Origin of the sequence: Micromonospora sp. NPDC049047, assembly GCF_040649135.1 — a bacterium.
Classification (GTDB): domain Bacteria; phylum Actinomycetota; class Actinomycetes; order Mycobacteriales; family Micromonosporaceae; genus Micromonospora.
On the sequence record NZ_JBEZEY010000001.1, the window covers coordinates 315,305 to 335,928 of the forward strand.

Annotated in this window: 16 protein-coding genes; 5 read left to right on the forward strand and 11 right to left on the reverse strand. The window is 72.0% G+C overall.

What is annotated here, in order from left to right; genetic code table 11:
- Nucleotides 1-17: 17 nt before the first annotated feature.
- From AB0B86_RS01340 to AB0B86_RS01375, 8 genes are all read right to left on the reverse strand, one after another.
- Nucleotides 18-2,099: a xanthine dehydrogenase family protein molybdopterin-binding subunit gene (locus AB0B86_RS01340; protein ID WP_357414808.1), complete on the reverse strand. Its 2,082-nt coding sequence runs from the start codon at nucleotides 2,097-2,099 to the stop codon at nucleotides 18-20.
- Between the two features lie 23 nt (nucleotides 2,100-2,122).
- The gene (locus tag AB0B86_RS01345; protein WP_357414810.1) at nucleotides 2,123-3,106 is read right to left on the reverse strand and encodes a xanthine dehydrogenase family protein subunit M; all 984 of its coding nucleotides are present in this window, start codon (nucleotides 3,104-3,106) and stop codon (nucleotides 2,123-2,125) included.
- Nucleotides 3,103-3,600 (reverse strand): 2Fe-2S iron-sulfur cluster-binding protein, encoded by a 498-nt coding sequence (locus AB0B86_RS01350; RefSeq protein WP_357415042.1) that lies wholly within the window; start codon nucleotides 3,598-3,600, stop codon nucleotides 3,103-3,105. The genes AB0B86_RS01345 and AB0B86_RS01350 overlap by 4 nt, the downstream gene beginning before the upstream one ends.
- A 150-nt stretch (nucleotides 3,601-3,750) precedes the next feature.
- Entirely contained in the window at nucleotides 3,751-4,419 is a 669-nt protein-coding gene (locus AB0B86_RS01355; protein WP_357414812.1) for a TMEM175 family protein, read from the reverse strand.
- A 106-nt stretch (nucleotides 4,420-4,525) separates the two neighbouring features.
- Nucleotides 4,526-5,902, reverse strand: coding sequence for a GH1 family beta-glucosidase (locus tag AB0B86_RS01360; protein ID WP_357414814.1), 1,377 nt, complete (start codon nucleotides 5,900-5,902; stop codon nucleotides 4,526-4,528).
- 29 nt (nucleotides 5,903-5,931) lie between these two features.
- On the reverse strand, nucleotides 5,932-6,771 hold the full coding sequence (locus AB0B86_RS01365) for a carbohydrate ABC transporter permease (RefSeq protein WP_357414816.1): 840 nt from the start codon (nucleotides 6,769-6,771) through the stop codon (nucleotides 5,932-5,934).
- Nucleotides 6,764-7,756, reverse strand: coding sequence for a sugar ABC transporter permease (locus AB0B86_RS01370; RefSeq protein ID WP_357414818.1), 993 nt, complete (start codon nucleotides 7,754-7,756; stop codon nucleotides 6,764-6,766). Before AB0B86_RS01370 ends, AB0B86_RS01365 begins: the two co-directional genes overlap by 8 nt.
- A gap of 70 nt (nucleotides 7,757-7,826) precedes the next feature.
- Nucleotides 7,827-9,119 (reverse strand): sugar ABC transporter substrate-binding protein, encoded by a 1,293-nt coding sequence (locus AB0B86_RS01375; protein ID WP_357414820.1) that lies wholly within the window; start codon nucleotides 9,117-9,119, stop codon nucleotides 7,827-7,829.
- Nucleotides 9,120-9,353: 234 nt separating this feature from the next.
- On the opposite strand from AB0B86_RS01375, the gene AB0B86_RS01380 reads away from it, so the two are divergent.
- Nucleotides 9,354-10,553, forward strand: coding sequence for an ROK family transcriptional regulator (locus tag AB0B86_RS01380; protein ID WP_357414822.1), 1,200 nt, complete (start codon nucleotides 9,354-9,356; stop codon nucleotides 10,551-10,553).
- Between the two features lie 602 nt (nucleotides 10,554-11,155).
- Nucleotides 11,156-13,789 (forward strand): discoidin domain-containing protein, encoded by a 2,634-nt coding sequence (locus tag AB0B86_RS01385; protein WP_357414824.1) that lies wholly within the window; start codon nucleotides 11,156-11,158, stop codon nucleotides 13,787-13,789.
- Between the two features lie 114 nt (nucleotides 13,790-13,903).
- On the opposite strand, the gene AB0B86_RS01390 is transcribed toward AB0B86_RS01385, so the two are convergent.
- Nucleotides 13,904-15,247, reverse strand: a complete 1,344-nt coding sequence (locus AB0B86_RS01390; RefSeq protein WP_357414826.1) for an FAD-dependent oxidoreductase — start codon at nucleotides 15,245-15,247, stop codon at nucleotides 13,904-13,906.
- 181 nt (nucleotides 15,248-15,428) lie between these two features.
- Between AB0B86_RS01390 and AB0B86_RS01395 the strand changes: the two genes are divergently transcribed.
- The 3 genes from AB0B86_RS01395 (at nucleotide 15,429) to AB0B86_RS01405 (ending at nucleotide 18,196) form a co-directional block, all read left to right on the forward strand.
- Nucleotides 15,429-15,782: a YciI family protein gene (locus tag AB0B86_RS01395; protein WP_357409520.1), complete on the forward strand. Its 354-nt coding sequence runs from the start codon at nucleotides 15,429-15,431 to the stop codon at nucleotides 15,780-15,782.
- 2 nt (nucleotides 15,783-15,784) lie between these two features.
- Nucleotides 15,785-16,993: an RNA polymerase sigma factor gene (locus tag AB0B86_RS01400; RefSeq protein WP_357409522.1), complete on the forward strand. Its 1,209-nt coding sequence runs from the start codon at nucleotides 15,785-15,787 to the stop codon at nucleotides 16,991-16,993.
- A gap of 69 nt (nucleotides 16,994-17,062) precedes the next feature.
- A complete protein-coding gene (locus AB0B86_RS01405) occupies nucleotides 17,063-18,196 on the forward strand; it encodes a glutamate--cysteine ligase (RefSeq protein WP_357414828.1) in 1,134 nt (377 codons plus the stop codon).
- 11 nt (nucleotides 18,197-18,207) lie between these two features.
- Here the strand turns inward: AB0B86_RS01405 and AB0B86_RS01410 are convergent, their stop codons facing one another.
- Nucleotides 18,208-19,992, reverse strand: a complete 1,785-nt coding sequence (locus tag AB0B86_RS01410) for an N-acetylglutaminylglutamine amidotransferase (RefSeq protein WP_357409526.1) — start codon at nucleotides 19,990-19,992, stop codon at nucleotides 18,208-18,210.
- Between the two features lie 147 nt (nucleotides 19,993-20,139).
- Nucleotides 20,140-20,571 carry a MarR family winged helix-turn-helix transcriptional regulator gene (locus AB0B86_RS01415; protein ID WP_357409528.1) on the reverse strand — a complete coding sequence of 144 codons (432 nt, stop codon included), beginning with the start codon at nucleotides 20,569-20,571 and terminating at the stop codon, nucleotides 20,140-20,142.
- Nucleotides 20,572-20,624 lie beyond the last annotated feature (53 nt).

Sequence of the window (20,624 nt, forward strand, 5' to 3'; positions counted from 1 at the left end):
TATCAGCAGTAGCTTATTTAAGCCAAGCGTGATGAGCCGACCAGCTTGTCCAGGCGGATCGGCAGGTCCCGGATCCGCACGCCGGTGGCATGGTGCACCGCATTGGCGACCGCCGCCGCCGCGCCGACGATGCCGATCTCACCGATGCCCTTCACCCCGGCCGGGTTCAGCTCGCCGTCGCGCTCGTCGAGCCAGTACGCCTCGATGGACTCCACGTCCGCGCACCCGGTGATGTGATAGGTCGCTAGGTCGTGGTTGACCCAGTCGCCGTACCGCTCGTCGAGCAGGCCCTCCTCGTGCAGGGCCATCGACAGCCCCATGGTCATGCCGCCGATGAGCTGACTACGCGCCGTCGTCGGGTTCACCACCCGACCGGCCGCGAAGACCCCGAGCATCCGGTTCAGCCGTACCTCGCCGGTGTCGGCGTCCACCCGCACCTCGACGAACTGCGCCCCGTACGCGTACCGGGGCCGGGTCGGCTGCCCGCCCACCTCCTCGGCCGTGTCCACCTCGACGGTCACCTCGCCGGGGTGGTCGCGCACCTTCTCGCGTACGGCCTGGCAGGCGCGGATGACCGCCCAGCTCCAACTGGCGGTGCCCATCGAGCCGCCGGCGAGCGGAGCGCTCGGCAGCTCACTGTCCCCGATCTGGATCTCCACCCGCTCCGGCGGCACCCCGAGGGCGTCCGCGGCCACCTGCCAGATCGCCGTGCGGGCGCCGGTGCCGATGTCGGTGGCGTTGATCCGGACCAGGAAACTCCCGTCCGGCCGGGCGGTGGCGGTGGCCGACGACGGCCGGGCCCGGGCCGGGTAGCTCGACCCGGCCACCCCGGTGCCGATCAACCAGCGCCCGTCGCGCCGGGCGCGGGGCGTCGGGTCCCGGTCGGCCCAGCCGAACCGCTGCGCCCCCTCGCGCAGGCAGGTCACCAGGTTGCGGCTGGTGAACGGCAGCCCCTGGTCGGGGTCGACATCTGTGTCGTTGCGGATGCGCAGCTCCACCGGGTCGATGCCGACGGCGACGGCCAGTTCGTCCATCGCCGACTCCAGCGCGTACGCGCCGGGGCACTCGCCGGGGGCGCGCATCCAGAACGGGGTGGGCACGTCGAGGCGGGCCAGCCGGTGCGTGGTGCGGCGGTGCGGCGCGGCGTACATGCTGCGGGTGTAGACGGCGGTCTGCTCCGCGAACTCGCGGATGGTCGAGGTCTGGCTTATCGCGTCGTGGCAGATCGCGGTGAGCCGCCCGTCGGCGTCGGCGGCGAGGCGGACCCGCTGGATGGTGGGGGTGCGGTAGCCGACCGGGCCGAACAGTTGCTGCCGGGTCAACGCCAGCTTGACCGGCCGGTCCACGTGCCGGGCGGCGAGGGCGGCCAGCACCACCGGCGCCTTGGTGTAGCCCTTGCTGCCGAAGCCGCCACCGACGTGCTCGGCGACCACCCGGATCGACTCCGGGGGCAGCTCGAACAGCTCGGCCAGGGTGGCGCGGACCGGCGACGCGCCCTGGGTGGAGTCGTGCACCAGCAGCCGGCCGTCGCGCCACTGTGCCGTCGTGGCGTGCGGCTCCATCGGGTTGTTGTGGTACGCAGGCGTGCGGTACGTGACGTCCACCCGCACCGGCGCCGCCGCGTACCCGGCGTCGAAGTCACCCTCGACGGTGTCGGTCGGATAGCTGGGGTTTACCTGGTCCGGCTTGTACAGGCCGGGGTGCTCGTCGGTGAGCACAGTGCTGTGCGGCCCGGCGTCGTAGTCGATCCGGACCAGCCGGGCGCCCTCGCGGGCCGCCTCCAGGCTGGTGGCCACCACCACGGCGACGTACTGCCCCCGGTAGTGCACAGTCGGGTCCTGCAACAGCCACAACTCCCGCTCGGGACCGGACGCGAGTCGGGGCGCGTTGCCGTGGTGCACGACGGCCAACACACCCGGCGACGCCAGCGCCTCCGCCGTGTCCACCCGGGTGATCCGGCCGCGGACCACCGCCGACGGCACCGCCCAGCCGTAGGTGATCCCGTCCACCGGGTACTCCACCGCATACCGGGCGGTGCCGGTGACCTTCTCCCGACCCTCCAACCGGGGGTACGCGCGACCGACCGCCCCGGTGCTCACGCCGCTGTGAGGCTCGCTCGCGCTCACGACGCGGCCAGTTCGGTGAGCGCCCGCACCGTGATGGCCCGGGTCAGCGGCACCTTGAAGCCGTTGTGTCGCAACGGGCGGGCCTCGGCCAGCTCCGCGTCGGCGGCTCGCGCGGCCAGCTCGGGGCTGAACGGACGGCCGCGCAGCTCCTGCTCGGCCCGGTGCGCCCGCCACGGCCGGTGCGCCACCGCCCCGTACGCCAACCGCACGTCGCGGACGGTGTCGCCGTCGAGGTCAAGCACCGCGGCCACCGAGCCGGCGGCGAAGGCGAACGAGGCCCGGTCGCGCACCTTGAGGTACGTCGAGCGGCGCGCGGCGGGCAGCGGTGGCAACCGGACGGCGGTGATCAGCGCGCCCCGGGCCAGTGTGGTCTCCCGTTCCGGGTGCGTGCCGGGGGAGCGGTACAGGGCGGTGATCGGGATGTCGCGGGGCCCGTCGGACTCGTGCACCTGCACCTCCGCGTCGAGTGCGGTAAGTGCCACGGCCAGGTCGGACGGGTGGGTGGCCACGCACTGCTCGGACCAGTCAAACACCGCCAGGTCGCGGTTCTGGCCGTGCAGCGCGGCGCAACCGCTGCCCGGTTCCCGCTTGTTGCACGCCTTGCCGGTGTCCTGGAAGTAGACGCAGCGGGTGCGCTGCAACAGGTTGCCGCCGGTGGTGGCCATGTTGCGCAGCTGCCCGGAGGCGGCGGCGAGCAGGGCGCGGGCCAGCACCGGGTAGTCCCGGCGGACCACCGGGTGGGCCGCGAGGTCGCTGTTGCGGACCGTCGCGCCGATCCGCAGCCCCCCGTCGGGCAGCTCCTCGACGGTGTCCAGCGGGAGCCCGGTCACGTCCACCAGCACGTCGGGGCGCTGCACCCCGAGTTTCATCAGGTCCACCAGGTTGGTGCCGCCACCCAGGTAGGCCGCGTGCGGTTCCGCGCTGAGCACGGCGACGGCGTCGGCCACGTCGGCCGGCCGGTGGTAGCGGAACGCCTTCACGACGACGCCGCCGTCTCGCGCACGGCCGCGACGATGTGCGGGTACGCGGCGCAGCGGCACAGGTTGCCGGCCATCCGCTCGCGGATCTCCGCGTCGGACAGCTCGACACTCGCGCTCAGGTCGTCGGTGACCGCGCTGGGCCAGCCCCGGGCGACCTCGTCGAGCATGCCCCGGGCGGAGCAGAGCTGCCCCGGCGTGCAGTAGCCGCACTGGAACGCGTCGTGCGCGATGAACGCGGCCTGCAACGGGGACAGCTCGTCCGGCCCGGCCAGCCCTTCGACGCTGAGCACCGAGCGGCCGTCCACGGTGACCGCGAAGATCAGACAGCTCTTCACCCGGCGACCGTCGAGCAGCACCGTGCAGGAGCCGCATTGGCCGTGGTCGCAACCCTTCTTCGCCCCGGTCAGGCGGAGGTGTTCGCGCAGCGCGTCCAGCAGGGTGGTGCGGTTGTCGAGGGTCACCTCGTGTGGCGAGCCGTTGACCTCGAACGCCACCCGGGACGAGTGTCGGTCGTCGGTAGTCGTCGCGTTTGCGGGTCCGCCCTGCACCGGCCCAGAGTAGCTTTTTCGGTACAGCTCAGGGCGAATAACGCAAAGCCGTCCGGACCGGGGTGCGGCCGGTGACCGCCGACCTGCCGCTACCGGTCAGCGGCGGGTGAGCCAGCGGGGCAGCCCCTCACTTGTCACAGCGTGATAAGTGATCATGACGATGACGCCGATCAGGCCCAGCAGCGGGTTGACGAACCAGCCGAGCAGGCCGCCGAGCCCGTACAGGACGAGGCCGGTGATCGGTCGCAGCCGTTGCGCCCGCACGTACCCGGGGCTGACCCGGTGTTCGAGCAGCGCCGGGTGACGGTGCAGGTAGCCGAAGAACACCAGCCAGGGTGCCGACATCAACGCCGCGGAGAGCGCGTACAGGGCGACCGCCGCGCGCTGGTCGTCGATGTCGCCCCGGGTGAACGCCGACGCCAGCACGGCGGTGGGGAAGGGAATGATCACCGCGCCGAAGAGGACGCCGAGGTTGATCCAGCTCAGGGCGAGGGTGGTCCGGCGGATCAGGCGCAGCAGCGCGTGGTGGTTGAGCCAGAGCACCCCGATGTAGACGAAGGACACCACGAAGGCGAGGTACGAGGGGCCCTCGTCGAGCAGGTCGGTCAGCAGCTCACCCTCGTGGTACTCCGGCACCCGCAGGTCGATGACGAGCAGCGTGATGACGATGGCGAAGACACCGTCGCTGAACGCCGCCATCCGCTCGGTGCCGGAAATCCGCCCGGTGGGCTCGGGCTGCTCGATCTCGTCGGGCGCTGCGGACATTGCCGCAGGCTAGCCACTCGGCGTGGCGGCCGGTGGCGGTTTCGCCCGACCGGGACAGGAACGGCCGCCCAGGGGCACCCCGGGCGGCCGTCGCGCTGCCCGCCGGTCAGGCCACCGGCGTCGCGGTGCCCGCCGCCCGAGCGAGCCGCCGGTGGGCGCGGATCATCTCGGCGTAGCGCAGACCGCTCGCCTTCACCGTCCGTCGCTGGGTGGTGTAGTCGACGTGCACCAACCCGAAGCGCTTGTCATAGCCGTACGCCCACTCGAAGTTGTCGAGCAACGACCAGACGAAGTAGCCGTCCAGCGGCACGCCCCGGGCCACCGCCGACGCGCAGGCCGCCAGGTGCTGCTCCAGGTGGTCGGTGCGCTCCTTGTCCTCGACAGTCCCCTCGGCGGTGACCTCGTCCGGCCACGCCGAGCCGCTCTCGGTGACGATGATCCGGCCCGGCCGGTACTCCTCGTGCACGTCGACGAGCAGCCGCTCCAGCCCCGCCGGGTACACCTCCCAGCCCATCGCGGTCTCCACCGAACCGGGCACCGGCACCTGCTTCGCGTACGGTGCCGGGCCGGTCGGGTCGTCGACCACCAACTGCCGGAAGTAGTAGTTCACACCGAGGAAGTCCGTCGGCGTGGCGATCACCGTCAGGTCGTCGCCGCGTACCGGCGGTTCGACGCCGTAGGTGGCGATCATGTCGGCGGGGTAGCCGCGCCCGTGGATCGGGTCCAGCCACCACCTGTTGACGTGCCCGTCCGCCCGGCGGGCCGCCGCCACGTCCTCGGGTCGGTCGGTGGCCGCCTCGATCGGGCTGAGGTTGAGCACCAGGCCCACCGACGCCCGCCGGGCGGCGTTGGCCCGGATCGCCTGGGTGGCCAGGCCGTGCCCGAGCAGTACGTGGTGCGAGGCGTGCACCGCGCGGGTGAGGTCCCGCTCGCCGGGGGCCATCTTGCCCTCCAGGTGCCCGATCCAGCACACGCAGAGCGGCTCGTTCACCGTGTTCCAGTCGGCCACCCGGTCACCGAGGCGGGCGGCGACCACCGCCGCGTAGTCGGCGAACGCCTCGGCGGTGGCGCGCTCCGGCCAGCCACCGGAGTCCTGCAACGCCTGCGGCAGGTCCCAGTGGTAGAGCGTGACGAACGGCCGGATCCCGTCGGTCAGCAGCGTGTCGACGAGCCGGTCGTAGAAGTCCAGCCCGGCGGGGTTCACCCGCCCGACGCCGTCGGGCATCACCCGGGGCCAGGCCACCGAGAACCGGTACGCGTCCACGCCGAGTCGGCGCAGCAGCGCCAGGTCCTCCGGCCACCGGCGGTAGTGGTCGCAGGCCACCGCGCCGGTGTCGCCGTTGTCGACTGTGCCGGGGGTCGCCGAAAAGGTGTCCCAGATGGACGGTGCCCGGCCGTCGACGTCGACGGCCCCCTCGATCTGGTACGCCGCCGTGGCGACGCCCCAGAGGAAGTCGGGTGGCAGCTTGGACAGGTCGGGCACGGGACAGCTCTCCTCTGGGATTGACGTACTCACTTGACCGCGCCGGCGGTCAGGCCGGCGACGAAGTACCGCTGTAGGGCCAGGAACCCGACGACGACCGGGATGCTGACCACAAGCGAGGCGGCCATGATCTGGTTCCAGTAGACGTTGAACTGGGTGGAGTAGCCCTGCAGGCCGACGGCAAGGGTGCGGCTGCCCTCGTCGGTCATCACCGACGCGAAGAGCACCTCGCCCCAGGCGGTCATGAACGCGTACACGGTGACCGCGACGACGCCGGGCACGGCGGCCGGCAGGATGACCTGGAACAGGGTACGCAGCGGCCCGGCCCCGTCGACCTGCGCGGCCTCGTCCAGCCCTCGGGGGATCGAGTCGAAGTAGCCGACGAGCATCCAGATCGAGAACGGCAACGAGAAGGTCAGGTACGTGATGATCAGGCCGGTGCGGCTGGCGTACAGCTCGATGCCTGTGGCGTTGCCCAGGTTGACGTAGATGAGGAACAGCGGCAGCAGGAACAGGATGCCGGGGAACATCTGGGTGGACAGCACCGTCACCGAGAAGACGCCCCGGCCACGGAACCGGTAGCGGCTGACCGCGAACGCGGCGAAGATGGCCACCGCCACCGAGCAGACCGCCGCGATGCTCGACACCACCAGGCTGTTCACCAGGTACTTGGCCAGTGGCACGGTGCTCCACATGTCCACGAACGGTTGCAGCGTGGGCCGGCTCGGCCACCAGGTGAAGCCGTTCTGCACGTCCTGCAACGGCTTCGCGGCGGAGGTGACCATCACGTAGAGCGGGATGACGACGAACAGGGTGAGCAGGGTCAGCACGATGCGCCGGCCCCAGCGCTCACCGGCGGTCTCACGCATGGTCGTCCCTCCGACGGTTGGTGATCAGCAGGTAGGCGGCCGAGACGATCATCAGGAACAGCAGCAGCGCCACCGACATGGCCGAGCCCGAGCCGAAGTCCCAGGTCTTGAAGGAACTGCGGTAGATGTGGATGGAGATCAGGTCGGCCTGCGCGGGGGCGGAGCCGCCGAAGAGCACGAACGGGGTGTTGAAGTCGTTGAACGTCCACAGGAACAGCACAAGCAGCAGCACCAGGTTCACCGGCCGCAGCATCGGCAGGGTGACCGAGCGCAGCCGCCGCCAGAACCCGGCACCGTCGATCGCTGCGGCCTCGTACAGCTCACCGGGCACGTTCTGCAGCCCGGCCATCAGGCAGAGGAACGCGAACGGCCAGTTACGCCACACCGACACCACAAGCAGCGAGGCGAAGCTGTTGTCACCGATCAGCCAGAACGGCCGGTCGTCGAGCAGGCCGAGCTGGTCGACCAGGACGTGGTTGACCAGGCCGGTGTCGCGTTGCAGCAGAAAGCTCCAGGTGATCACCGCGGCGTAGACCGGCAGGGCGTACGGGGTGAGGAACAGTGCCCGCAGGATCGCCCGGCCCCGGAACGGCCGTTGCAGGACGACCGCCGCCGCGATGCCGAGCAGCCAGGCGAACCCGACCGACAGCAGGCTGTAGGCCAGGGTGACCCAGAAGGAGTGCAGCAGTTCCTTGCCGGCGGCGCTGTTCAGGTCGAGCGTCGCCCGGTAGTTCTCCCACCCCACGAAGGGCGCGGTGGACCAGTCGCGGATGTGGAACTGGGTCAGCTCCAGCAGGCTCATCCAGACCCCGACCACCATCGGGATCACGTGGATGGCGAGTTCCAGCACGATGGCCGGGGCGAGCAGCAGATACGGCAGGAGGGAGCGGCGCGGGCCGCGGGGCCGGCGGGCCGGCCCCCGGGCCGGTGACCCGGCCCGGGGTTCGCGCCGGTCGGCGTCCGGCGCGGTGGTGCTGGTTGCCATCGGGGTCCTCTCGGAGGCGGTGGCCGTGGCCAGGCTCAGCACCCGACCACGGCCACCGATGCCGCCTGGGTCAGCGCATCTTCTGTTGCGCGTCGGTCAGCTTCGCCTTCACCGACGCCTCGGTGACCGGCTTGCCGCTGGCCGCGTCCGCGAACAGCTCCTTCATCGCGGTGCCGACCAGGGTCTCGAAGGTGCTCTCCTCGGGCACCTGCGGCAGCGGGGCCGCCGTGGTGACCAGGGTCTCCTGGATGGTCTTCTGCTCGGTGGCGCTGAACGCCGGGTCGGAACCGGCGGTCTTCACCGCCGGCAGCGAGCCGTACGTCTTGTTGAGGATCGTCTGCTCCTCGTCGCTGGTCATGAACTTCACGAAGCTCAGCGCGCCGTCCTTGTTCTTCGTGTGCTTGAAGACCGCCATGTTGATCCCGGCGACCATGCTGTTGACCTTCTTGCCGCCGGCCGGCGGGTTGGCCAGGAACGGCACCGGGGCCACCCCGTACGCGTCGGCCGCCATGTTCTGCGTCTTCAGGTTCGAGCCGGCGGACTGCCACAGCAGCATGGCGGCCTTGCCGTTGGCGAAGTCCGAGACCGACTGGTTCTGCGCGTACTCCGCATTGCTCGGGTTGGTGATCTTGTCAGCGGCCATGAAGTCGATGTAGCGCTTGATCGCCGAGACGTTCTGCGGGGTGTCGAAGGTCGGCTTGCCGGCCGAGTCGAACCACTCGCCGCCGTACTGCTGGCTGAAGGTGAACGCGTGGTGGGCGTTCTCCGACGGGTTGGCCCCCTCGATGGCCAGGCCCCACTTGCCGCCGGTGCTGAGCTTCTTGCCGTCCTCGGCGAGCTGCTCCCAGGTGGTCGGCGGCGCGGCGATGCCGGCGTCGGCGAACATCTTCTTGTTGTAGTACAGGCTGTAGGCCATGCTGTAGAGCGGCACGGCGGCCGGCGGCTTGCCGGGGGCGCCGGCGGCGGCGAGCGCGGCGGGCACGATCCGGTCCTTGCCGCCGACGGCGGTCAGGGTGGCGTCGTCGAACTCGACAAGCGCGCCGGTGGCCTGCAACGACGCCGACCAGGTGTTGCCGATGTTCACCACGTCCGGGCCCTTGCCCGAGGTGGCGGCGGCGAGCAGCCGGTTGAGCAGGTCCGACCAGGGGACCACCTCGACGGTGACCTTGATCCCGGTCTGCTTCTCGAACTTGTCCAGCTCCGGCTGGAGCGTGGCCTTGTCGGCCTCCAGGCTGGCGCCCTGGTTGCTGGCCCAGTAGGTGAGCGTCTTGGGCGACGCGGCGGAGTCGTCGCCGCCGCAGGCGGTCAGCGAGGCGGCGGCCAGTACGGCGGCGGTGAATATCCCGAGGTGTCGTCTCGACACGGGTCAGCCCTTCCGGTGCGTGGTGGGGGTCCGCCGGTGGCGTCGCCGATAGGGGAGGGCGACGGGTGGCCGGCTGCGGACAGGGTTCGGGGGTGCGCCGTCGGGGTCCGTCGGCGTTTCCCGGGAGTTACATCACGGCTTAAATTATGTCGTCATTAAAGTTGCTGGCCGGTGGGTCGTCAAGCACGAGGCGGTTACAGTCGCTCGAACGGCCGACGGAAAACGAGGTGTCGAGTGGAGCTGGCGCGTGCCACCAACCGCAGCGTGCGGCTGCGCAACCGGTCCGCCCTGCTGACCAGGCTCTTCCTCGATGGTCCGCTCACCCGGCAGGACCTGGTGCGCAGCACCGGGCTGAGCCAGCCGGCGGTCAGCAACGTGGTGGCCGACCTGATCGACGAGGGGCTGGTCGCCGAGGCCGGGGCCGCCGAGTCCGACGGCGGCCGGCCCAGCATGCTGCTGCGGATCGCGCCCCGCTTCGCGTTCGTGGTCGGCGTGGACGTCGGCGAGACCCGGGTCCGGGTGGAGCTGTTCGACTTCGCGATGACCCTGCTGGCCAGCATCGAGTACCCACTCGATCCAGCCCGGACCGAGCCGGACCTGGTCGCCGGGCACGTGCTGGCCGGCATCGACGCGGTCACCGGTACGGCGCAGGTGGCCCCCGGCGACGTGCTCGGCGTCGGCATCGGCGTCTCGGGCGTCGTCGAGCAGGGCGTCGAGGCCGTCGTGCACGCCCAGGCCCTCGGCTGGGACCGGGTACCGCTGGAGCGGCTGATCGGTGCGGGCACCAACCTGCCGCTGCACATCGACAACGGCGCCAAGACCCTCGGCCAGGCCGAGATGTGGTTCGGCGCCGGCCGGGGCGCCCGGCACGCCGTCTTCGCGCTCGTCGGCTCCGGGGTGGGCGCGTCCGTGGTGACGAACGGCGCCACCTACCGGGGCGCGTCCAGCAGCGCGGGGGAGTGGGGGCACACCACCCTCGTGTACGGCGGGCGGGCCTGCCGGTGCGGCGCGCGTGGCTGCCTGGAGGCGTACGTGGGCGCGGAGGCGATCATCGACCGCTACCGGGAGGCACGGCGAGGTCGCCCGGTGCCCGGCGAAGATGAGGAGTCCCAGCTCGCCGCGCTGGTCGCCGCCGCCGACACCTCGGCGACCGCCCGGCGGGTGCTTGACGAGACCGCCGGCTACCTCGGCGCGGGCGTGGCCAACCTGATCAACCTGTTCAACCCGGAGCGGGTGGTGCTCGGCGGCTGGGCGGCGATGGCGCTCGGCGACCTGCTCCCGGCCGTCCGCGTGGCCGCCGGCCGGCAGGCGCTGCGCCAACCGTTCGAGCAGGCGTCGATCGAGCTGTGCCGCCTCGGCGTCGACGCGGTGGCGCTCGGCGCGGCCACGCTGCCGATCGCCCGCTTCCTCACCGAGGGCGGCGTCCGCCGCTGACCGCCCCGCCGAACGCTGACCGCCCCGCCGAACGCGGGTCGCCCCGCCGACATCGCCAGCCCAACCCGACCCGCCCAACCCGACCCGCCCGACCCGACCCGCCCGACCTGCCCCGTCCGGGCGTGATCGGGCGGTCGTGCGCTCATGATCGTGCTCGATCATGGTTGTAGTGGTCTCCGTTCGGGGGGAGGGCACTTCTTCATGGTTCGAGCGCGATCTTGGGGTCAGCGGCCGGCGTCGCCGGGTCAGGGCACTTCTTCCTGGTTCGAGCGCGATCTTGGGGTCAGAGCGATCTCGGCGTCAGCGGCCGGCGTCGCCGGGCCGGGGTGCGCCCCACGGGGCAGGTTCTCCGGCGAGCGTCAGGGGCGGCGGCGTGGCGGGGTGACGGGGTTGCGAGGGCGGAACTCGCACAAAAACGATTATCGGGATAAATAACGAAGTTATAGATCGATGTCTTGACGCCGCCGCAATCTCGCCGCAACACTCCTACGAGAGCGCTCTCCGACCCGCGGCGTCGCATCGGCGGCACCACCCACGGCACCACGGGGCGAGCCCGATCCCACCCTCACGGCTTCCGTAACCCCCTATCGACAGGCGATGTCATGACATCTCATGCAACATCCGTACGCCTGCGTCCCCGCCGGGTCGTTCGACACCTGCTCGTCGGGCTCACCATGGCCCTGGTCGCGGCGCTCACGCCGACCGGGGCCAGCACCCCCGCGCAGGCCGCGCCCACCCTGCTCTCCCAGGGCCGTCCCGCCACCGCCTCGTCCACCGAGAACGCCGGCACCCCCGCCAGCGCCGCTGTGGACGGCAACACCGGCACCCGCTGGGCCAGCGCGTTCAGCGACCCGCAGTGGCTCCAGGTCGACCTGGGTGCCCGGGCCACCATCAGCCAGGTGAACCTGCTCTGGGAGGGCGCCTACGGGCGGGCCTTCCAGCTGCAGACCTCCGATGACGGCGCCACCTGGACCACTGTCTACTCGACCACCACCGGCACCGGCGGCACCCAGAACCTCACGGTCACCGGCGCCGGCCGCTACGTCCGGATGAACGGCACCGCCCGGGGCACCGGCTACGGCTACTCGCTCTGGGAGTTCCAGGTCTACGGCGAGACCGGCGGCAGCACGCCCACCTGCGGCAGCAGCAACGTCGCGCAGGGCAGCCCGGCGACCGCCTCGTCCACCGAGAACGCCGGCACCCCGGCCAGCGCCGCTGTCGACGGCAACACCGGCACCCGGTGGGCCAGCGCCGCCAGCGACCCGCAGTGGCTGCGCGTCGACCTGGGCAGCACCCGCACGATCTGCCGGGTGGTGCTCACCTGGGAGGCGGCGTACGCGCGGGCCTTCCAACTGCAGACCTCGACCGACGGCGCCACCTGGAGCACCATCTACTCGACCACCACCGGCACCGGTGGCACCCAGTCGCTGACCGTCACCGGCAACGGCCGCTACCTGCGGATGTACGGCACCACGCGGGGCACCGCCTACGGCTACTCGCTGTGGGAGTTGGCGGTGCACACCACCGGCGGGACCACCGAGCCGCCGGTCGACGGGACCGACCCGCGCAACCCGAACCTCGGGCCGAACACGTTCGTCTTCGACCCGAGTACGCCGACGTCGACAATCCAGAGCCGGCTGAACACCCTCTTCACCCAGCAGGAGACCAACCAGTTCGGCCCGCAGCGCTACGCGGTGCTGTTCAAGCCCGGCAGCTACACCGCCGACGTGAACCTCGGCTTCTTCACCCAGGTCGCCGGCCTCGGCATGAGCCCGGACGACGTCAACCTCAACGGCCACGTCCGCACCGAGGCGTTCTGGATGGGGGGCAACGCCACCCAGAACTTCTGGCGGGCCGCCGAGAACCTCTCGGTCACCCTGCCCGCCGGGCAGACAGTGGAACGGTGGGCGGTGTCCCAGGCCGCGCCGTACCGGCGGATGCACCTGCGCGGCGGGCAGAACCAGATCCAGCTCTGGAACGGCGGCGACGGCTGGTCGAGCGGTGGCCTGCTGGCCGACACCCGCGTCGACGGCCTGGTCGTCTCCGGCTCGCAGCAGCAGTGGTACTCCCGCAACAGCGAGTTCGGCAACGGTTGGACCGGCTCGGTGTGGAACATGGTCTTCCAGGGCGTCGTCGGTGCTCCCGCGCCGAGCTTCCCCAACCCGTCGCACACCGTCATCGCGCAGACCCCGCAGGTCCGCGAGAAGCCGTTCCTGTACGTCGACGGCACCGGCGAGTACCGGGTGTTCGTGCCGGCGCTGCGTACCAACTCGACAGGCACCAGCTGGTACAACAAGACCCCGGCCGGCTCGTCCATCTCGCTGTCGCAGTTCTTCGTCGTCCAGGCCGGCACCAGCGCCGCCACCATCAACGCGGCCCTCGCCCAGGGCAAGCACCTGCTCTTCACCCCGGGCGTGCACCACGTCACCGAGCCGATCCAGGTCAACCGGGCCGACACCGTGGTCCTCGGCCTCGGCCTGGCCACCATCCAGGCCGACAACGGCAGCGTCGCCATGCGGGTGGCCGATGTGGACGGTGTCAAGGTCGCCGGCCTGATGTTCGAGGCCGGCACTACCAACTCGCCGGTGCTGATGGAGGTGGGGCCGTCCGGCTCGGCGGCGAGCCACGCCAGCAACCCGACCTCGCTGCACGACGTGTTCTTCCGCATCGGCGGGCCACACGTCGGCAAGGCCACCAACACGCTTACCGTCAACAGCGACAACGTGATCGGTGACCACATGTGGTTGTGGCGGGCCGACCACGCCGCCAGCGGCGTACCGACCGGGTGGACGCTGAACACCGCCGACACCGGGCTCACCGTCAACGGCGACAACGTCACCATGTACGGCCTCTTCGTCGAGCACTACCAGAAGTACCAGACCGTCTGGAACGGCAACGGCGGCCGGACGTACTTCTACCAGAACGAGCTGCCGTACGACCCGCCCAACCAGGCGGCTTGGATGAACGGGTCGACCCGGGGTTACGCCGCGTACAAGGTCGCCGACTCGGTGACCAGTCACCAGGCGTTCGGGCTGGGCAGCTACAGCTACTTCAACGTCAACCCAGCGGTGGTCGAGGAGCGGTCCTTCGAGGTGCCGACCAATTCGAACGTGCGCTTCACCAACATGGTCACCGTCTCGCTCGGTGGCGTCGGCACCATCAACCGGGTGATCAACAACGCCGGTGGCACCGCGAACGCGGCCAACCAGACGGTGTACCTGACCACCTACCCCTGACCGGGGCGCCCGCGCCTACCCGGTCGTCTCATCGGACCGGGCCGGCCGGGTCGCACCCAGGGCCGAGGCCGGCCCGGTCCCGCCGAGACCGGGCCGGCCACGGTCGTTGCGGTCTCAACCGGTGGCAAGTACCTCGGCCGCCGCCCGCTCACCGGCGCGCACCGCGCCCTCCAGGTAGCCGCTCCACCGGGTCGCCGTCTCGGTACCCGCCCAGTACACCCGCCCGACCGGCGCACGCAGGTGCGGACCGTACGTCCGCCACGTGCCCGGGGTGAGCGCACCGGAGAAACAGCCCCGCGTCCACTCCTCGGCCGACCAGTCGTACTCGATCAGGTCCACCGGCTCACCGGCTCGCGGCCCGACCACCGTGGCGAACGCGTCCAGCAGGCACCGCCGCCGCCGCTCGGGCGACATCCCGCGCAGCGCGGCGGCGTCCGAGGCGTAACTGAACCCGGTCAACACCCCGAGGGGCGAGGTCGGGGTGGAGTTGTCGACCGTCTCGGTGAGCGGACCGGTGGTGCTTGTGGACACCCCGGAGAGCCCGTCGGCACGCCAGAACGGCTCCGGGTAGACGGCGTGCACCTTCAGCGCCGAACCCATCGGCATGCGCTGGGTCAACCCGTCGCGCGCTGCGGGCAGTGGCGGGTCGTACCGAATCCGACCCGCCAGCGCCGGGGGCAGCGCGACCACCAGGGCGTCGCCGTTCACCCGCCCGGTGTCGGTCCACGCGGTCACCCCGTCGACGTTCTGTTCCACGGCCCGCACCGGCGCGGCCAGGGTCAGCGCCCCCGGCGGCAGTGCGGCGGCCATCCGCTCGGCCAGCGCCGGCGGCCCGCCCACGATCCGGTCCTGCTGCGCGCCGCCGGCCATCCCCAGCAGGAGCCCCGTCCCGCCGGCGCTGCGCAGGTAGAACAGCAGGTGCAACAACGACACCTCGTCCGCGCCGGTGGCCAGTAGCCCGCCGGCGAGCAGCCGCCCCAGGTAGTCGGCGGTGTCGTCGTCCCCGGCCGTGGTGGCGAGCCACCCGCCGAGGGTCGTGCGGTCCCACCGGGCGGCCTCCGGCGTCGCCCAGGGCTCGGCCGGGTCCACCCGCGCGGCGTACTCGTCGAGCAGGCCGAGCACCCGGCCGACCTGCGCTGGCGGCTCGGCCCGGCGCTTACCGGCCCAGAGCACTGTGGGCCCGCCTACCGAGGCCGAGGCGAAGGTGGCCAGCCTGTGTTCGGCGACAAGCGCGTACATCCGGTCCTGGGTCGGGCCGATCCACTGCGCGCCCAGGTCCAGTTGCGTGAGCTCGGGCAGCCACCGGGTCAGCACCCGCCCGCCCACCCGGTCGCGGGCCTCCAGCAACCGCACCTGGGCGCCGGCGCGGGTGAGCGCCAGCGCGGCCGCCAGACCGGAGAAGCCGGCGCCGACCACGACCACGCGGAAGCCGTCGACCACACCGGGTTCTACCCACAACCGTCGCCGGTATGGCTGTCGGCTCCGCTCCCGGCACCGGCGGACACCACCCCTGTCCTTCGTCAACACCGGGTCGGGTCGGGCGCCGAGAATCTTCTGCCGGCCTGTCGATTGGGGCGGCGGCCGATCGTATGGAGGATGAGAGGTCGGCGAGCGGCCGGCCGCCCCGCGAGGAGGAACGATGACGTTGTACCTGCTCAGCATGCACCAGCCCGAGGGAGAGCTGCCGGAGCCGGAGTTTCTGGCCGGGGTGATGCGTCAGCTCGGCGAGCTGCGCGACGAGCTGGCGTCGACCGGGTCGTGGGTCTTCGGGCAGGGCCTGCACGGCCCGGAGAGCGCCACCGTGCTTCGTCCCCGCGACGGTGAGGTGCTGATCACCGACGGACCGTTCGTGGAGGGCAAGGAATACCTCGGCGGCATCACCATCATCGACGTGCCGGACCTGGACGTCGCCCTGCACTGGGGTCGCCGTTACGCGCTGGCCACCACCCTGCCGATCGAGGTGCGCCCCTTCCAGGGCGGGGCCGGCGACTGAGCGTGTCCGACGTGGAGGCGGTGTTCCGCGCGGAGTACGGCCGCGCGGTCGCCGTCCTGGTGCGCCTCCTCGGCGACATCGACCTCGCCGAGGAGGCCGTCCAGGAGGCATTCGTCATCGCGGTGCGGCGCTGGCCGTGCAGCGGCCCGCCGCCCAGCCCGGCCGGTTGGATCATCACCACCGCCCGCAACCAGGCCATCGACCGGCTGCGGCGGGAGGCGTCCCGGGCCGGCCGGCACGCCGAGGCGGCCCTGCTGTTCGCCGCCGACGCACCCGTCGAGGAGGGACCTGTGCACGACGACCAGCTGCGGCTGATCTTCACCTGCTGCCATCCGGCGCTCGCCCCGAGCGCCCGGGTCGCCCTCACCCTGCGGCTGCTCGGCGGCCTGAGCACCGCCGAGATCGCCCGAGCCTTCCTGGTGCCCGAGCCGACGATGGCGCAGCGGCTGGTCCGCGCCAAGTCGAAGATCCGCAACGCGGGGATCCCGTACCGGGTGCCCCGCGACGCCGACCTGCCCGACCGGCTGCCCGGCGTCCTCGCGGTCCTCTACCTGATCTTCAATGAGGGGTACACGGCCAGCGGCGGCCCGCACCTGGTCCGCGTCGAGCTGTGCGCCGAGGCGATCCGGCTGGCCCGGTTGCTGGTCGCGCTGATGCCGGACGAGCCGGAGGCGGTCGGCCTGCTCGCGCTGATGCTGCTCACCGAGTCCCGCCGTGCCGCGCGAACCACCACCGTCGGCGACCTGGTGCCGTTGCCCCGGCAGGACCGAGGGCGCTGGGACGCCGAGCTGATCGCCGAGGGCCAGGCGCTGGTCCGCCGCTGCCTGCGCCGCGACCGGCCCGGCCCGTACCAGATCCAGTCCGCGATCGCCGCCGTGCACAGCGTCGCGAGGAGCGCCGCCGACACCGACTGGGCCCAGATCCTTCAGCTGTACGACCAGCTGAGCGTGGTCGCCCCCAGCCCGGTGGTGGCGCTGAACCGGGCCGTCGCGCTCGCCGAGGTGTCCGGTGCGGCGATCGCGCTGGCCGAGGTGGACCGCCTCGACCTGGTTGCCTTCCACGTCTACCACGTGGTCCGCGCCGACCTGCTGGCCCGGCTCGGTCGGGGCGGGGAGGCCGTCGAGGCGTACCGGACGGCCGTCGCCCTGACGGACAACGCGGCCGAACGGGCCTTTCTCGCCGCGCGCGCGGCGGACCTGGCGACGCCCTGACCGGGCGTTTGCCGCAGGGGTGGTCGGGAACCCGAGGCACCGGCCGCCGCAGGGGATGGGGGAGGGGTCATGGCCTACCGTCCGACCGCCGTCGACACCGCGCCCGACCTGTCCACCCTCACACTCGGCGTGGAGGAGGAGTTCCTGCTGCTCGATCCGGACAGCGGGCGCAACCTGCCGGTGGCCGACCAGGTGCTGGCCGCGCTGCGCGGCCCCGCCCGGGACCAGAGCCGCCAGGAGTTCCGGCACAGCATGGTGGAGATGGTCACGCCGGTCTGCGCCGACCTCAACGAGCTGCGCAGGCACCTGGTGGCGCTGCGGCACTCCGCCGCCGAGGCCGCCGCTGCGGCCGGTGCCCGACTGGTGGCCGTCGGCGCCACCCCGGTGGCCGAGCCGCACCTGACCGTCCCCGACGAGCCGCGCTACCACGCGATGTCGCGCCGGTACGGCCCGGTGGCGCACGACCCGGCGGTCTGCGGCTGCCACGTGCACGTCGGGCTGCCCGACCGGGAGCTGGCCGTGCAGGTCTGCAACCACCTCCGCACCTGGCTGCCGGTGATCCAGGCGATCACCACCAACTCACCGCTGCACGACGGGCACGACACCGGCCACGCCAGTTGGCGGTCGATGCAGCTGGAACGTTGGCCCAGCATCGGTCCGACACCGTACTTCGACTCCGCGGCCGACTACGACCGGACCGTCGACCAGCTGATCGCCGCCGGCATCATGCTCGACGCCGCGATGGTCTACTGGTACGCCCGGCCGTCGTCGGCCTACCCGACGGTGGAGGTGCGGGTGGGTGACGTCTGCTCCGACGTGGACGACGCGGTGCTGGTCGCCGCGCTGGTCCGGTCCCTGGTCGCCACCCTCGCCGACGACGTGCGCGCCGGGGTGACGGCGCCGCCCACCCGCGACTGTCTGGTCGCCGCCGCGCACTGGCGGGCCGCCCACCACGGTCTCGACGGCGAGTTGATCGACCTGCGCGCCGGCGGGACCCGGCCGGCCTGGGCGCTCGTCGACGAGTTGATGGCGGTGATCGCTCCGGCCCTGCTGCGCCACGGCGACCTGGGGTACGTGTTGGCGCAGCTGGCCCGGCTGCGCCGCGACGGCACCGGCGCGACCCGGCAACGCCGGGTGTTGGAGCGTACCGGTGACCTGTGCGCCGTCCTCGACGACCTGGCCGCTCGCACGGCCGCCAGGTGATCGGGCGGCGTTCACCGGATGTCGTGGGTCTGTAACCACAGCTCCAGCAGGCCGAGCTGCCACAGCTTGTTGCTGCCGGCCGCCGCCTCGGCCCGGTCCGGCTCGGCGAGCAGGCGGGCCACGTACTCCGGGCGGAACAGCCCGCGCTCCCGCGCGGCGGGCGCCTGCAACGCCTCGGCGACCAGCTCGCGCACCGGGCCGTCCACGTTGCGCAGCGCCGGCACGGGGAAGTAGCCCTTGGGGCGGTCGATCACCTCGGCGGGCAGCACTTCCCGGGCGACCTCCTTCAGCACGCCCTTGCCGCCCTGGCCGACCTTGTGTGCCGGCGGGCAGTGCGCGGCCAGGGTGACCAGGTCCTGGTCCAGGAAGGGCGTACGCACCTCCAGGCCCCACGCCATGCTCATGCTGTCCACCCGCTTGACCGGGTCGTCGGGGAGCATCAGGTGGGTGTCCAGCCGCAGCACGGCGTCCAACGCGGTCTGCGCCCCGGGCGCGGCGAGGTGCCCGGTGAGCAGCTCCCGGCTGGCGTCGTGCTCCAGCGCGTACGCCGGGCCGACGATGGCGCGCAGCTCGTCGTGGTCGCGGTCGAAGAAGGCGGCGGCGAACGTCTCGGCGGCGCTGTGCCGGGGCGCCTCGGTGAGCGGCTGGTGGTAGCCGTAGCCGGCGAACACCTCGTCGGCGCCCTGCCCGGACTGGGCCACCTTCACATGCCGTGCCACCTGCTCGGAGAGCAGATGGAAGGCGACCACGTCGTGGCTGCCCATCGGTTCGGTCATCGCGTGCACGGCACGTCGTACCGCCGGCACCAGATCGTCGTCGGCCAGCCGGATCCGGTGGTGGTCGGTGTCGTACGCGCGGGCCACCAGGTCGGAGTAGTGGAACTCGTCGCCGGACTCGCCGTCGCGGCTGTCGAAGCCGATGCTGAACGTGCGCAGCTGCCGCTGGCCGGCTTCGGCGAGCAGCGCCACGATGAGGCTGGAGTCCAGGCCGCCGGAGAGCAGCACCCCGACCGGTACGTCCGCGACCAGCCGTCGGCGTACCGCCGTGCGCAGCGCGTCCCCGATCGCGGCCCGCCAGTCGGCGGCGTCCATCCCCGCGTCGGCGGGCTCCCGCACGTAGTCGGGGCGCCAGTACACCTCCTCGCGGCTGCGCCCGTCCGCCTCGATCACCCGCACTGTGGCCGGCGGCAGTTTGCGCACCCCGCGCAGCACCGTCCGGGGCGCGGGCACGATGGAGTGCCAGGACAGGTAGTGGTGCAGCGCCACCGGATCGATACCGGTGTCCACGTCGCCGGCCCGTAACAGCGCGGGCAGGGTGGAGGCGAACCGCAGCCGCCCCGGTGACTCGGCGAGATAGAGCGGTTTGATGCCGAGCCGGTCGCGGGCCAGGATCAGCCGCCGCCGCGTCCGGTCGACAAGCCCGATCGCGAACATGCCGACCAGGTGGTCGACGAAGCGTTCACCCCAGTGCGCGTACGCGACCAGGATCACCTCGGTGTCACTTGTGGATCCGAAGGCGTACCCGGCGTTCTGCAACTCCTCGCGCAGTTCCGGGTAGTTGTAGACACAGCCGTTGAAGACCAGCGCCAGGCCGAGGTCGTCGCGGACCATCGGCTGCCCGCCCGCGTCGGACAGGTCGATGATGGTCAGCCGGCGGTGCCCGAGGGTCACCCAGCCGGCGGCGTACAGGCCCTCGTCGTCCGGGCCGCGTGAGCGCATCGCCTCGGTCATCCGGGTGACCGCCGCCGCGTCCGGCGACCGCCCGTCGAAGCGGGCCTCCCCGCTGATCCCGCACATCAGGCGGCGCGGTGCTGGTCCAGGGCAGACATGGCCCCTCCTGTCAGGTCTCCCCGACTGGTGGTGGCGGGGCCCGCGGTGGGAACGGGGCCGCTGGCTACCCGGGCAGCGGGCGGGCAAACGCGCAGGTGATCCCGCGTGTGTGGCTCAGCCGCGCAGGGTGCGCAGGATGCGGACCAGCTCGGCGCGGTCGGCGTCGGAGAGGTGGCCGAAAAAGCGGTCCGCCTCGGCCCGGCGGGCCGCCCGGATGGCGGTGCTGACCCGGCTGCCCTCCTCGGTGAGCGCGACGAGGGTGGCCCGCCGGTCGGCCGGATCGGGTCGACGTTCGACGAGCCCACGGGTCTGGAGGTCGTCGACGACCTCGGTCGCCGAGCGGGGTGCGATGCGCAGGTGCTCGGCGAGCGTGCCGGGGCGTACCTCGCCGTGCCGAGCCAGCACGCCGAGCGCCCGGGACTGGCTGGGGGTGATGTCCCAGGGCGCCAACGACTCGCGGGTCTGTCGGCGCAGACGGGACGCCACCGCCCAGAACGTCTCCGCCAGGCTCTCGTCGTCGGCGCTCGTGGAGGTGTGCTCGGTCACGGGAATACCGTAGCAGCAGATACGGTTGTTCCCTCATGTTGAGGTAACCTCAG

Coding starts and splice junctions, on each gene's coding strand:
- AB0B86_RS01395 (WP_357409520.1), top strand. CDS start 15,429: ATGACGTTGTACCTGCTCAGCATGCACCAGCCCGAGGGAGAGCTGCCG.
- AB0B86_RS01405 (WP_357414828.1), top strand. CDS start 17,063: ATGGCCTACCGTCCGACCGCCGTCGACACCGCGCCCGACCTGTCCACC.
- AB0B86_RS01365 (WP_357414816.1), bottom strand. CDS start 6,771: ATGCGTGAGACCGCCGGTGAGCGCTGGGGCCGGCGCATCGTGCTGACC.
- AB0B86_RS01355 (WP_357414812.1), bottom strand. CDS start 4,419: ATGTCCGCAGCGCCCGACGAGATCGAGCAGCCCGAGCCCACCGGGCGG.
- AB0B86_RS01410 (WP_357409526.1), bottom strand. CDS start 19,992: ATGTGCGGGATCAGCGGGGAGGCCCGCTTCGACGGGCGGTCGCCGGAC.
- AB0B86_RS01385 (WP_357414824.1), top strand. CDS start 11,156: ATGACATCTCATGCAACATCCGTACGCCTGCGTCCCCGCCGGGTCGTT.
- AB0B86_RS01370 (WP_357414818.1), bottom strand. CDS start 7,756: ATGGCAACCAGCACCACCGCGCCGGACGCCGACCGGCGCGAACCCCGG.